Below are 12,943 nucleotides of genomic sequence, written 5' to 3'. Positions count from 1 at the left end.
AATGGTTTAAAGGGTATACAAATTATGGTAGAATCCTTATATAACAAGGATTCTAGAAGGGAGTCTATTTTTTTGACTGCGGAAAAAAAATTATTTGGTGAAGATCGACGACAATTTTTATTAAATATTTTAATGACAAGCAATAGTCCGATAACAGGTGCAGACTTAGCCAATAAAGCCAATGTAAGTCGCCAGGTCATTGTAAATGATATGACCTTGCTAAAGGCAAAGAATGAACCGATAGTAGCTACAAGTCAAGGTTATATATATTTACGTCATGCACATGATAATCAGCTATTTGAAAAAACAATTGCCTGCTTCCATACCCCAGAGCAAGCAGAAGAAGAACTTAATCTTATTGTTGACCATGGGGTTACAGTAAAAGATGTCAAAATTGAGCATCCTGTGTACGGTGATTTAACAGCTTCTATCATGGTTTCAAATCGAAAAGATGTGAAACAGTTCATTTCAAAAGTAAAAGATACCCAAGCGGTTTACTTATCAAATTTAACACATGGTGTGCATATTCATACGATTGTAGCCAAGGAAGAAGCTCAACTGCATAAAGTAGAAGAAGAATTAAAACATGCAGGTTATTTAATTAATGTTCAAGAATAAAGAGGTGGTCTCACAGAAGGGAATTTAATACCCCTTATGAGACTACCTCTTTCTCATGATTCACTGCATTGTATGAGGAATAACTACCTAATACTTTCACCTTGCAACCAAGTACCTCGATTTCCTCTAAAGCATTTTTTACTAATTGATTTTGCATTTCATGATTAATGTCTATCATAAAAAAATAGTGGCCTAAACCGGTTTTTAATGGTCTTGATTCAATTTTACTTAAATTAATTTGTCTCCAGGCAAATGCTGATAAAACTTGATGTAAAGCACCCGCTCTGTCTGATGGTAGAGTTACCATAATTGTTGTTTTTTGATACAAAGGCTTAAGCTCTTTATTAACCTTCACATCTTCATGAGCTAATACGATAAACCGTGTATGATTGAAATGGTAATCATGAATATTTTCTTTAACAATTTGCAAATGATATTTTTCTGCAGCCATTTCATTTGCAATTGCAGCTAACTTCAATTCTGGATGTTCACTTATGTACTTAGCAGCTGCAGCAGTCGAAGTGAATTGCTCTAGAGTGACCCCCCTAAACTGTTGATGCAGAAATTGATGACACTGGGCAAGGGCATGTGGATGTGATAAAATTTTCTCTACTTCAGTCCAATTATTGGTTTGCAAAGGATGGACCATTAAATGTTGCTGTATTGGGACTATGACTTCAGCTCTAATTGGTGGATTTATTTCATGATATAAATAATCAATGGTGAGGTGAACAGTCCCTTCTAACGCATTTTCAAATGGAACAATAGCAACATCTACTTCCCTACATTTAACGGCATTTAAGCAATCAGGGATTGTTGTATATGCAATTCGTTCTGCATCGGGAAAAGTATTCTGGACAGCAATATCTGTAAAGGTGGCCTTTGGCCCTAAATAACCTACACGCATCTATTTCTCCCTCCTTATATTCATTTCTTATGCTCCCGAACCTAGTATCTCTACCTTATCAACAAAATCCAAGCGTCTTAATTTAGACAACAATTCATCAAGACTTATCATAATATCTGATACCTCTAAGGTAATGGTAACATTCGCACGTCCTTGAATAGGAATAGTTTGGTGAATCGTTAATATATTACATAAGGATGTGGCGATAATTCCTAATAACTCATGTAGGGTACCAGAACGATCTTCCAAATGAAAAAATAAAGTAATCATTCTTTCCTTAACAATGGAATGAAATGGAAATACAGTATCACGATATTTATAAAAAGCACTTCGACTTAGATCAACACTCTGTGCAGCATCAGCAACAGATTCGGCTTTTCCCCTTTCAAGAAGCTCTTTTACTTCAAGAGTTTTTCTCATTGCCTCTGGTAATACGTCTTCACGTACTAGTATAAATTTATAGTCTACCTCTTTTTTCCCCAACGATCTTTCCTCCAGTAGTACTAAAATTTAGTCAAGGGTTGTCTATAAGCGAACGGTTTGCTCCCTTATCAGACAACCCATACAATTATTCAATAAATTCAAATTCATATTCCATTATTTTTACAATATCACCATTTGTTGCTCCGCGCTGTCTTAAAGCATCGTCGATACCCATTGAACGCAATTGACGAGCAAATCGTCTAACTGATTCATCTCTAGTAAAGTTTGTCATTTTAAATAGTTTTTCCAGCTTTTCACCTGTTACAACAAAACTACCATCAGGTTCCCTTGTAATTTCAAACTCTTGTTCTTGTTTTTCATGCTTGTAAATCACACGTTTAATTTCTTCGTCCTCTACTACTTCATGGATAGGGAATTCAGGTGTTGTTTCTAAAAGGTCTGCAATCTTAAATAATAGATCTCTTAACCCATTTTGAGTAATAGCTGATATAGGGAAGATTGGATAATCCTCTTTCATTTGTTCTTTAAACTTTGCTAGATTCTCTTCCGCATCAGGCATATCCATTTTGTTAGCAACAATTATCATCGGTCTTTCCATTAAACGCAGATTATACTCTTTTAATTCCTGATTAATCGTTAGATAATCTTGGTATGGATCTCTTCCTTCTAATCCAGACATATCGATCACATGGACAATCACTCGTGTCCTTTCAATGTGACGTAAAAATTGATGGCCCAATCCAACACCTTGATGTGCACCTTCAATTAATCCAGGCAAATCAGCCATTACAAAACTACGGCCATCCCCCGTCTCTACTACTCCTAAATTGGGAACAATTGTTGTAAAATGATATTCCGCTATTTTAGGTTTTGCCGCAGAAACGATGGACAATAGTGTAGACTTACCTACACTTGGAAAACCTACTAGCCCTACGTCAGCAAGAACCTTTAACTCGAGTACAATATATCGTTCCTGGCCAGGTTCCCCATTCTCGGATATCTCAGGTGCCGGATTAGCTGGGGTAGCAAATCTGATATTTCCCCTTCCTCCACGACCTCCTCTAGCAACAATTGCACGTTGCCCATGCTCCGTTAAATCAGCAATGATCTCATTTGTATCATCATCTTTCACGACTGTACCAGGCGGAACTTTTACAATCATATCTTCGGCTCCTCGGCCATGTTGGCCCTTTGACATGCCGTGTTCTCCTCGGTTTGCTTTGAAATGTCGTTGATATCTAAAATCCATTAAGGTTCTAAGTCCTTCTTCAACAACAAAAACGACGTTTGCTCCTTTCCCACCGTCTCCACCTGCGGGTCCACCTTTAGGCACATATTTTTCACGGCGAAAGGCAACCATACCATTTCCACCGTCTCCACCTTTTACGTAAATTTTCACTTGATCGACAAACATAGAAGTACCACCCTTATTGTTAATATTAATTATGTAAGAAATATATTTAAAACTTACAATATAAATTCAGCAGAAAAATGCAAAATATCCATCTCTTTAATCTTTACATCTTCAACAATTTCTTTTTGAGCAGCAAACCATTGACTAAGTATTGACAGCTTTTGTTCCTTTATTGTTCCATTAAAATCAAAAACAAAACGTGTTTTACCTTGAAAACGTTCAAAAGTAATGGATAGGTAATTTTCCTGATAAGGTTCGACAGCACTGTCAAGAATATGAAAAAATGATTGAATCCAAGTAGATAACCATTGATCATCGACCGTTAGGCCCCCACTTTCATTAAGTATTTCATATTCCATATGATATGGATGGGGTTTCCAGTTAAATGTTAGAAGAATTTCTGCAAAATGAGGAAGTTTTAAATTTGAAAGCCTAGATTCTTGTTGTGCCTCTAATATCATTTCTTCCAAAATTCGTTCTACACTATCTATTTTATTCAATGCTATATTCCCTTTTATTAATTGAAGCCTATTCATCCAATCATGACGTGCATGGCGTAGCACATCAACTACCGTCCAATTTTCCATTAATAGATTCTCCTATTACATTCATATCATTCTTTTGATTAGTATATCAAAAGACGGATTTTAATGCATATAATAAAAAAGCATGGGAAGCTTGTTTATCAGCGTACAGTTGAGTGAAATTTGAGATGCCCAATTCACCTTTGTAGTCTCTTCACCAATTCAGGGAACACAAAGAGGATAGGGTGTTGCCTTTTTTTGTAGGAAGAAGACCTGTTGAAATAAACTAGCTGGAAGGACCTTAAACAGGTTAATGTTGGACCAAATTATATGGAATTTATACTTGATAAAAAAAACTCTAACCGATCCAATCGATTAGAGTTTTTTAATCGTCATATTAAGCTTCTTGTGCAACAGGATATACGCTCACTTTTTTCTTGTCACGGCCCATACGCTCGAAACGTACGATACCATCAACTTTTGCGTATAGAGTATCGTCGCCACCACGGCCAACGTTTTCACCTGGATAAATTTTTGTACCGCGTTGACGGTAAAGAATGGATCCACCAGTTACTAATTGACCATCCGCACGCTTCGCGCCAAGACGCTTCGCGATAGAGTCACGACCGTTCTTTGTAGAACCTACTCCCTTTTTAGATGCGAAAAATTGAAGATCTAATCTTAACATTTGTTCCACCTCCTACCCGAAGGTTATTTTGATATATTTACCATAATCGCGTTCAATCGTTTGTAATGAAACGACCATCCCTTGTAACAGTAATTGTACCTTTTCCTCTTCATCAGCAGATAAATGATCAGGGATTGTACATTCAAGAAAGCCACCATTTGATTGTGTAATCATGGGTTCAATCTTAGTCAATTCCATAATGGCATTAATCGCACCGAATGAAACAGCTGAAGCACCTGCACAAACGATATCTTGGCCTTTTTCAGCAAAATCGGCATGTCCCTTCATCTTAAAAGATGAAATATTCCCACCAGATGTTTGCTTAATTTGAACATGTATCATGTTCAGTCACCCTTATGCATTGATTTTTTCAATCACAACTTTTGTAAATGGTTGACGGTGACCTTGTTTTTTGTGATAGTTTTTCTTTGGCTTATACTTGAAAACAACCAATTTTTTAGAACGACCTTGCTTTTGAACTTTAGCAGTTACAGAAGCACCTTCAACTAGAGGGCTACCAACTTTTACATTTTCGCCACCTACGAAAAGAACTTTGTCAAAAGTAACAGTTTCACCTTCAGCAACATTCAATTTTTCGATAGTAATTGCTTGGCCTTCTTCAACTTTGATTTGTTTTCCACCAGTTTCAATAATCGCGTACATACTTGCACCTCCTTAATAAACTCAGACTCGCCAAAACCAGGCGTTTTGCAATAAGCAAAAACTTATTACCTGTTTCGAGCGGTTGTAGCACGGGTGCTACAAACATAACATGAAAATCTTATCAAAATACCCGGCCTATGTCAATGCTTAATTACTCATCTTTTTTGCCAATTCTTCTTTCGTTCCAAACTGACGAATATAATATATTGGACGACAAGATGGAATAATGGATAAATAGATTTGAATACCTAATAACTGTTCTAATCTTTTAAGATGAACATCATTTTCTCCACAAAAAATGATTTTTACATCTTCCGTTAATTCGATAAACACTGCCTCATGTTCTTTAAAAGGTTTCTCCCATAGTTCACGCTCCAAACGAAAAGCAATTGTTTCCCTACTTTCAACTTTTCCTCTCCCAGCACAAACTGGGCAAGGATTTAAAAGAGTTTCCGATAATGATTTTTTTGTTTTCTTTCTTGTTAATTGAAGAATTCCTAATGGAGAAAATCCTATTACCCTAGTATGTTTTGAATCCTGCTTAAATTCATTTTTTACAATTTCCAATACTAAGTGACGATCCTTTTCACTTTTCATATCTATAAAATCAACTAGGATCATACCACCATAATCTCTTATCAGGACTTGGCGAACCATCTCTTTTGCAGCTAAAATATTGGTCTTTAAAACTGTATCTTCGAAACCTTTCGTACCGGAAAATTTACCAGTATTTACATCGATACTAATGAGTGCTTCCGTTTCATCGATTACGATATATGAACCATTTTCTAGCCAAATGAGTCTCTTTAATGATCTGTCTATTTCAGATTCAATCTTATAATATGAGAAAATATTTTCATCACTAATATGGAGCTTATATTCCCATTTTTCAGGGAAATACTGCTTTATTTCCTTCAATCTGTTTTGATTATTAGAAATCACTCTGCCTTCCTTCAAACGAGTTAATTCTTGAAATAACTCTTTTTCAAATAATGAAGTTTTATAAATAAGTGCAGGAGACTTTACTTTCGCTACCTCGTTCAATAAATGTTGATACCGTTTACGTAGAGATTCTAATTCATTCCTCCACTCCTCTTCCGTTGAATCGAAAGCTTCCGTACGTATAATAAATCCTTCATGATCTTGTTTATGATTATTAGCTATTGTCCTCCACTTTTCACGATCCTGAATATTCCCTTTTTTTGATACAGCAATATACTCCCCCTCAGGTAAATATATTAATTTATCACCATTGATTTCAATCAATGCTGTTAATAAGGGGCCTTTTATATTTGTTTCATCTTTTTTTACTTGAACAAGAATACTTTCACCTTTACTGATAAATTTTGAAATCGGGTGAAATTTCTTATTTGGATCATCATTGTGTAAGTAAAATGGCAATTGGTCACGATGTAGGTATCCATGTTTTTCACTGCCGATATCTATAAAACAGGCATTCATTCCATTTTTTACATCTACTACTTTGCCAAAATAAATATTCCCCACTTTCGTTTCAACATGGGGTTGTTCAATAAATAGTCTTGAAACTTGATCCGTTTCCTTCGTTGCAAATCTTTTTTCTGATATTTTCTCATCGATAAAGATTTCATTCATAAAATTCACCTATCCATAATCAGTGCTAAAAGAGCTAATCCATAAGTGTTTCTACACTTTTAGACAGCTCCTCAAAATTACTACTCGTCAATAACTATACAAGAGATCCTTTACTTTTGCATCTGTTTGTTTTTCTGCAAAATAGGCATGCAACAGCTCATTTTCATCTAGATGACCAATTTCTTCACCATTTTTTACAATTAAAAGTGGATGCTTTTTTCCACGTTGGAACTTTCCGAGCACATCAAATAAAAAGTCCTCACCACTTACCTTTAATGGACGTAAACGTTCAAAACTTATTCTTTTTCCATAATAACGCTCTAATAAAAATCTCATAAATACAAAGTTCATCTGCTTCCATTCTGCCCATAATGATAAATATAAATAAATCACGACAATCCATATATTTAAATTAAATGGATGATAAAGAATAGCAATTAAATGGAAAGCAATTAAAAAGATCACTGAACTCGACAAAGTGATCCGAATAGATTGAAGAAAGGGCTTATTCATAGAAAAAATGATGTGTAAAAGCTTACCACCATCAAGTGGCCATATAGGCAATAAATTAAAAATAAGAATCATTATATTATATTCCATAAAGATAGTAAAAAGATGGGTTGATACAAATCCCATTTTTTCTAGTAGTAACATCATCAAGCCCATCCATAAATGCTGAAGGGGACCTGCAATGATGACAAAGAGCTCTTCCTTGAGAGGGCGATTCCCATGTTCATCCATTTCAGCTACTCCCCCAAATGGAAGAATTGAAATCCTCTTTATTCTCCATGAAAAAATATAGGCCATAACACTATGTCCCATTTCATGAATAAATATAATCGTAAAAAGTACTAGTAATTCTTGAAAGTTGGCAGTTATGACTGCAATACCGACAACAATCCAAAATAAAGGATGAATATGGATTTTACGGAGCAGCCCCATGAAATTATTCAAATTTTATCACCTGAATAGGATCAATAAATTTTTTTCCCTGCTTAATTGCAAAATAAAATTCTCCAGACCGTCCATTCTCCTTATTTGATACTGTACCAACTTTCTTTCCTGTCTTTACCTCCTCATATTGACTAACATCAATGGTTTCTAAATTTCCATACCATGATTCTGTCATATCTGAATGCTGGATAATAACGGTATTACCTAGATCATTTTTTTTTCCAGCAAAAACAACCCGACCTCCACTCATCGCCTCTACTGCTTCATCGTATTTTGTTTCAATCAAAACTCCACGTCCGTCAGTAGAGAAATTTGTAAGCACTCTTGCCGAAGCATCCATCACATATTGATCCTGAGCGAGATCTAAGCTCTCGTTTTTTTTCTCCTTGGTTGGTAGGATAGCTAGTGGCTTACCAAACTGTTTTTCATACCATGCAGATACAGCTGCAAATTGAAATTCTGTTTTCATTGTGTTTTCGACAAAACCTTTAACAGAATCAAGCTTTGGAGAAGACGTTTTAAAAATGATAGCAATTACCAAAACTAGAATGGCAGACATTAAAATTTTAAAAAGAAAGATTTCCTTATTCCAAAGTGGGTGTATTTTACTTGGTGGATCCGCTTCAAAAATTGAGTATTCCTCATTTTCTTCCCAATCAATAGAAGGAGAACTCACGGTACCTACTTTTCTTCTTTTTGGATATGTTTTCGTTTTCCTCCTTTTCTCGATTTGTTTCCGAATTTCGTCCGATCGATTTCCCATCCTATCACCATTCTCCCTTAAACAGTTTGTACAATTATATGAATGAAAGAAGACGGATATGACAAGCTTTAGTGAATTACACCAAAACAATATTTTTCAAAATCATATTAAAAAAGCCCTCCATTAGGAGGGTTTGATTAGGCTTTCACACCAAATAATTTTTTTATTTTTGCAAATACACCTGTTTTAGGGTCTTCCAATTGCTGCAACGGAACTGATTCACCTAGTATTCTTCTCGCAATATTTCGATAAGCAATTGAAGCTTTACTATTTGGATTCATTACAATCGGTTCCCCTTGATTAGAGGATTTAATTACTTCTTCATCATCTAGTACAATTCCTATTAAATCTATAGAAAGATGCGTAGTAATTTCATCAATATCAAGCATATCACCATTGGTCATTAAATGATTTCGTATTCTGTTAATGACTAATCTTGGCGCTTCAATATGTTTCTCTTTTTCTAGCAAACCAATTATCCGATCTGCATCACGTACAGCAGACTTCTCTGGTGTTGTTACAACGATTGCTTTATCTGCTCCAGCTACGGCATTTTTGAATCCATGTTCAATACCAGCAGGACAATCGATAACAATATAATCGTACTCTTGCTTCAATTCACTGATTAGATTTTTCATTTGTTCTGGATTTACCGCTGTTTTATCACTTGTTTGTGCAGCAGGGAGAAGAAATAACTTATCTTCGAATCTTTTATCCTTTACTAATGCTTGATGGGGTTTACAACGGCCCTCCACAACATCTACTAAATCATAAATGATTCTGTTTTCAAGTCCCAACACAACATCCAAGTTCCGAAGTCCAATATCTGTATCAACAAGACAAACCTTCTTTCCTTGGAGAGCTAGTGCCGTACCTAAATTAGCAGATGTAGTGGTCTTACCAACACCACCCTTACCGGAAGTGATAACTATTGCCTCACCCATGATTAGTATCCCCCTTTAAATCTAGTAATATTTGGTCTAAGATGTTTTAATACCTGAATACGATCAATGACAATATGATTAGTGTCGTCTATGTATGCACATTCCATTCCATGCTGTTCTTCTTTACCATACTGATCAGGGGCCCGATTAATGCAATCAGAGATTCTTATTTGTGATGGCATCATTAATGATGCTGCAACAACAGCATCTTTATTACCATTAAATCCTGCATGTGCAACACCCTTAAGAGCCCCCATAATAAAGATATTACCACCAGCAATTGCGGTTCCGCCAGGATTCACATCTCCTACCAGTAATAAATCACCTGGTACCTCTAATACTTGTCCAGAGCGAACAATGGTTGTTACCGAATAGATTTCATTCTCTTTTTGCATTTTTTCGGCAGATTCCTTCGTTATTACATTACTCTGAACTTCTTCAACAACTAAATTTCGTTTATTACGCACTAATTCTTTTAACTCTTCCTCTTGATCCGGAGATATATATCTATTTCCTACTTGTATTCTAACAGTGATTAGAGGACTTTCTTCATTCTCTATATGATGAACAACAAGCTTTTCTTCTAACTCTTCTTTCAATTCAAGGTAGGAGCATTGGTCGTTCAAATGTAGAATTAGTCCTTCTTTTGTACCCTTAATCATCACATTCTGTCTTTTTCTCATCGCAAATTGCTCACCTCAGTGGCTATAATATTCGACAATACTAAGTGATTTTCCTCTATTCTAATTTGTGATTCATAAAATTATTCAGCTATCACTTGCTTCTTTCTCCGTTCCATTAATTTTTTTAATGGGTAAGAAAAAATAACAAAGAATATCAAATTAACCACTAATGTTGGCAAAAGTCTAATATTCAAAAAAGTCATCATTGACATTGATACATGTTCAATTAAAATATTTAGCTCGTATACTAGAAATTCAACGATAGCAACATTTAATATAGTCACAAGCCCAGCAATAAATATATTCGTTTGGAGTATCTTCATCATCTTGGAAGCAATATAGATAGATAATGGAAACAAGAATAGATAAACTCCCAGAATTCCTGTATGAAATACATCAAATATTAATCCGAAAATAAACGCAAATACAATGGCACGATTTCTGACATAGTAAATACCCATTAACAATAGTACTACTAAGAGAAAATGTGGCACAATAATCATTCTGCTTCCAAAGGGATCTCTTGGAACAAATTGAACAAACAAACTCTCACTAATAAAACAAATGCTTAAAATAAGAGGAAGAATAATGCGTTTCATCATTCTCCCTCCCCATGCTGCTTCACTTTGCGATCAATTATTTGCACATGTTCGATACTGTAAAAGTTTGCATATGGTTTTACATAAGCGGTTTGGGTTAGTCCATTTTCATCCGGCACTAATTTTTCAACCGTACCAATAAGAATATCCTTTGGAAAAATCCCTCCTAAACCAGAGGTTTCTACGACATCACCTTTTTTTACTTTCACATCATAGGGAATCGTTTTAAGTAATAACACTTTGTTTTCCTCATCATATCCTTCAATTAGGCCATATTCAGGTTTTTCACTTTTAATAACAGCCGATATACGATTTTTAGGATTTGTTGAACTCAAAAGCTCTACTTTTGAATCGAACTTTGAAGTATCAACTACTTTTCCTAAAAGTCCCTCTGATGTTATTACTGCCATATTTTTTTTAACACCATTGACTTCGCCTTTATTTATATTGATATATTCATACCATTGTTCGGGTGATCTCGAAATAATTGTCGCTTGTATCGATGAATATTCCCTTAAATCTTCTTTATCTAAGATTTTTTTCAATTCATCATTTTGCTGTTTTAAATCTGCCACTTCAGCAGATAATTTCGGCAGTTCTTTTAAACGAGCCTTCAATTTTTTATTTTCGGTATATGTATTTTGGATATCTTTAATACTTCCGAAAAAATCAGCTACTCCATTTGCAGGTATAGCTATGGCTGATTGTCCAAAACCTACTATATCTCTAACAAATTGTTCTGGTTTCGATACATTTTTATGATCACGTAAAGAATAACCAATTAATGCTACTAGTAAAATAATACTAATTAGCAAAATTATCAAACGTTTATTTAAAAAGAATTGTGGCATACTATCCACCCCATTAAGAAAAAATCCATTTATGTATAGTAAAAACAAGAAGGATAGGGGCATGATGCCCCTTCCCCTTATTTACTATCTTTTACTCTATTTTTAAACAAATCAATATGTTCAAGCGCGTTACCTGTTCCAATTGCTACACAATCCAATGGATTTTCGGCAATTAAGACTGGCATACTTGTTTCCTTACTAATTACTTTATCTAAGTTACGTAGCAAGGCTCCTCCGCCGGTTAAGACGATTCCACGGTCCATAATATCCGCAGCAAGCTCAGGAGGTGTTTGTTCCAATGTGCCTTTCACAGCATCAATAATAGCATGAACAGTATCATGTAAAGCCATAGAAATCTCTTCAGCGGTGATTTCAATGGTTTTTGGTAATCCTGTTAATAAATCACGTCCGCGAATCTCCATTGGTTCAATGCCTTCAGGTTCTCCAGCTGAACCTATTTCCATTTTAATCGCTTCAGCGGTACGGTCACCAATTAAAAGATTATAAGTTTTTCGAATATAGCTAATAATGGATTCATCAATTTCATCACCAGCTACACGGATAGATTGACTCGTTACAATTCCACCTAATGAGATAATAGCTACTTCAGTTGTACCGCCACCAATATCAACGACCATACTCCCAGTAGGTTCCCATACCGGCAGGTTGGCACCAATCGCAGCTGCAAAAGGCTCTTCAATTGGAAATGCATCACGTGCGCCAGCTTGTCTTGTTGCATCAATAACAGCTCTTTCTTCAACAGACGTAATACCAGATGGTACACATACCATCACATATGGTTTTCTAGAAAATCCTCCGCCTTTATTTTTCGTTGCTTGCTTTATATAATATTTCATCATGGTTGCTGTTGTTTCATAATCAGCAATAACTCCATCCTTCATTGGTCTAGTTGCCACAATATTACCTGGAGTACGGCCAATCATATTTTTTGCATCATTACCAACGGCAACGATTTGTTTCGTATCTGTATGTATGGCCACAACAGAAGGCTCCCGTACAACGATTCCTTTTCCTTTTATAAAAACGAGTGTATTCGCTGTTCCTAGATCAATCCCAAGATCTCTACTACCAAACATTGATGTATCTCCCTTTCTACTCTGAAATGTTTCCTAAGGCTTATCCATGCCTTATAACATTTAAATACAAATTTCTTTTCTTTTTTAAGCTATATGAACAAAAATTGTTCAATTATAGCCACTTATTCTGAATATGAATGATTGGAGCAAACTAAACCATTATTTCTTCTAATCCTAAAA

At 35.3% G+C, this 12,943-nt stretch carries 16 protein-coding genes and 1 other annotated feature; of the genes, 1 reads left to right on the top strand and 15 read right to left on the bottom strand.

Annotation, left to right across the window (positions count from 1 at the left end):
- Positions 1 to 72: 72 nt before the first annotated feature.
- The gene (locus tag MHI39_RS08920) at positions 73 to 618 is read left to right on the top strand and encodes a transcription repressor NadR (RefSeq protein ID WP_139254931.1); all 546 of its coding nucleotides are present in this window, start codon (positions 73 to 75) and stop codon (positions 616 to 618) included.
- A 34-nt stretch (positions 619 to 652) separates the two neighbouring features.
- Here MHI39_RS08920 and pheA read toward each other — a convergent pair whose 3' ends face one another.
- The 15 genes from pheA to MHI39_RS08845 form a co-directional block, all read right to left on the bottom strand.
- Positions 653 to 1,525: a prephenate dehydratase gene (gene pheA, locus MHI39_RS08915; RefSeq protein ID WP_058002048.1), complete on the bottom strand. Its 873-nt coding sequence runs from the start codon at positions 1,523 to 1,525 to the stop codon at positions 653 to 655.
- Between the two features lie 27 nt (positions 1,526 to 1,552).
- Positions 1,553 to 2,008: an ACT domain-containing protein gene (locus MHI39_RS08910; RefSeq protein ID WP_058002047.1), complete on the bottom strand. Its 456-nt coding sequence runs from the start codon at positions 2,006 to 2,008 to the stop codon at positions 1,553 to 1,555.
- Positions 2,009 to 2,093: 85 nt separating this feature from the next.
- The gene (obgE, locus tag MHI39_RS08905; RefSeq protein WP_342541122.1) at positions 2,094 to 3,383 is read right to left on the bottom strand and encodes a GTPase ObgE; all 1,290 of its coding nucleotides are present in this window, start codon (positions 3,381 to 3,383) and stop codon (positions 2,094 to 2,096) included.
- A 53-nt stretch (positions 3,384 to 3,436) separates the two neighbouring features.
- Positions 3,437 to 3,970, bottom strand: coding sequence for a Spo0B C-terminal domain-containing protein (locus MHI39_RS08900; protein ID WP_078109884.1), 534 nt, complete (start codon positions 3,968 to 3,970; stop codon positions 3,437 to 3,439).
- Between the two features lie 334 nt (positions 3,971 to 4,304).
- Entirely contained in the window at positions 4,305 to 4,595 is a 291-nt protein-coding gene (gene rpmA, locus MHI39_RS08895) for a 50S ribosomal protein L27 (protein WP_058002044.1), read from the bottom strand.
- 12 nt (positions 4,596 to 4,607) lie between these two features.
- Positions 4,608 to 4,937: a ribosomal-processing cysteine protease Prp gene (locus MHI39_RS08890; protein WP_058002043.1), complete on the bottom strand. Its 330-nt coding sequence runs from the start codon at positions 4,935 to 4,937 to the stop codon at positions 4,608 to 4,610.
- Between the two features lie 12 nt (positions 4,938 to 4,949).
- Entirely contained in the window at positions 4,950 to 5,258 is a 309-nt protein-coding gene (gene rplU / locus MHI39_RS08885) for a 50S ribosomal protein L21 (RefSeq protein ID WP_058002042.1), read from the bottom strand.
- Between the two features lie 13 nt (positions 5,259 to 5,271).
- Positions 5,272 to 5,352 (bottom strand) — a sequence feature (ribosomal protein L21 leader region).
- Between the two features lie 53 nt (positions 5,353 to 5,405).
- A complete protein-coding gene (locus MHI39_RS08880; RefSeq protein WP_342541121.1) occupies positions 5,406 to 6,872 on the bottom strand; it encodes an Rne/Rng family ribonuclease in 1,467 nt (488 codons plus the stop codon).
- Positions 6,873 to 6,959: 87 nt separating this feature from the next.
- Positions 6,960 to 7,826, bottom strand: a complete 867-nt coding sequence (locus tag MHI39_RS08875; protein ID WP_251337417.1) for a M50 family metallopeptidase — start codon at positions 7,824 to 7,826, stop codon at positions 6,960 to 6,962.
- Entirely contained in the window at positions 7,819 to 8,589 is a 771-nt protein-coding gene (locus MHI39_RS08870; RefSeq protein ID WP_342541120.1) for a M23 family metallopeptidase, read from the bottom strand. The genes MHI39_RS08875 and MHI39_RS08870 overlap by 8 nt, the downstream gene beginning before the upstream one ends.
- A gap of 137 nt (positions 8,590 to 8,726) precedes the next feature.
- Entirely contained in the window at positions 8,727 to 9,533 is an 807-nt protein-coding gene (minD, locus tag MHI39_RS08865; protein WP_058002038.1) for a septum site-determining protein MinD, read from the bottom strand.
- 2 nt (positions 9,534 to 9,535) lie between these two features.
- On the bottom strand, positions 9,536 to 10,216 hold the full coding sequence (gene minC / locus MHI39_RS08860; protein WP_058002037.1) for a septum site-determining protein MinC: 681 nt from the start codon (positions 10,214 to 10,216) through the stop codon (positions 9,536 to 9,538).
- An 80-nt stretch (positions 10,217 to 10,296) separates the two neighbouring features.
- Positions 10,297 to 10,815 carry a rod shape-determining protein MreD gene (gene mreD, locus MHI39_RS08855; protein ID WP_058002036.1) on the bottom strand — a complete coding sequence of 173 codons (519 nt, stop codon included), beginning with the start codon at positions 10,813 to 10,815 and terminating at the stop codon, positions 10,297 to 10,299.
- Positions 10,815 to 11,666, bottom strand: coding sequence for a rod shape-determining protein MreC (gene mreC / locus MHI39_RS08850; RefSeq protein WP_342541119.1), 852 nt, complete (start codon positions 11,664 to 11,666; stop codon positions 10,815 to 10,817). The genes mreD and mreC overlap by 1 nt, the downstream gene beginning before the upstream one ends.
- Positions 11,667 to 11,743: 77 nt before the next feature.
- Complete coding sequence (locus tag MHI39_RS08845) at positions 11,744 to 12,763, bottom strand: rod shape-determining protein (protein ID WP_058002035.1); 1,020 nt, start codon at positions 12,761 to 12,763, stop codon at positions 11,744 to 11,746.
- Positions 12,764 to 12,943: the final 180 nt, after the last annotated feature.

This window comes from Heyndrickxia sp. FSL K6-6286 (assembly GCF_038630395.1).
In the GTDB taxonomy this organism is placed as follows: domain Bacteria; phylum Bacillota; class Bacilli; order Bacillales; family Bacillaceae_C; genus Heyndrickxia; species Heyndrickxia oleronia.
Note: the sequence above shows the minus strand (reverse complement) of the source record. Positions and strands in the feature narration are given on the sequence as shown.

Bases quoted from the DNA above. Each gene is read 5' to 3' on its own strand.
- pheA (WP_058002048.1), bottom strand. From the start codon at position 1,525: ATGCGTGTAGGTTATTTAGGGCCAAAGGCCACCTTTACAGATATTGCT.
- obgE (WP_342541122.1), bottom strand. From the start codon at position 3,383: ATGTTTGTCGATCAAGTGAAAATTTACGTAAAAGGTGGAGACGGTGGA.
- MHI39_RS08900 (WP_078109884.1), bottom strand. From the start codon at position 3,970: ATGGAAAATTGGACGGTAGTTGATGTGCTACGCCATGCACGTCATGAT.
- rpmA (WP_058002044.1), bottom strand. From the start codon at position 4,595: ATGTTAAGATTAGATCTTCAATTTTTCGCATCTAAAAAGGGAGTAGGT.
- MHI39_RS08890 (WP_058002043.1), bottom strand. From the start codon at position 4,937: ATGATACATGTTCAAATTAAGCAAACATCTGGTGGGAATATTTCATCT.
- rplU (WP_058002042.1), bottom strand. From the start codon at position 5,258: ATGTACGCGATTATTGAAACTGGTGGAAAACAAATCAAAGTTGAAGAA.
- MHI39_RS08880 (WP_342541121.1), bottom strand. From the start codon at position 6,872: ATGAATGAAATCTTTATCGATGAGAAAATATCAGAAAAAAGATTTGCA.
- MHI39_RS08870 (WP_342541120.1), bottom strand. From the start codon at position 8,589: ATGGGAAATCGATCGGACGAAATTCGGAAACAAATCGAGAAAAGGAGG.
- minD (WP_058002038.1), bottom strand. From the start codon at position 9,533: ATGGGTGAGGCAATAGTTATCACTTCCGGTAAGGGTGGTGTTGGTAAG.
- minC (WP_058002037.1), bottom strand. From the start codon at position 10,216: ATGAGAAAAAGACAGAATGTGATGATTAAGGGTACAAAAGAAGGACTA.
- mreD (WP_058002036.1), bottom strand. From the start codon at position 10,815: ATGAAACGCATTATTCTTCCTCTTATTTTAAGCATTTGTTTTATTAGT.
- mreC (WP_342541119.1), bottom strand. From the start codon at position 11,666: ATGCCACAATTCTTTTTAAATAAACGTTTGATAATTTTGCTAATTAGT.
- MHI39_RS08845 (WP_058002035.1), bottom strand. From the start codon at position 12,763: ATGTTTGGTAGTAGAGATCTTGGGATTGATCTAGGAACAGCGAATACA.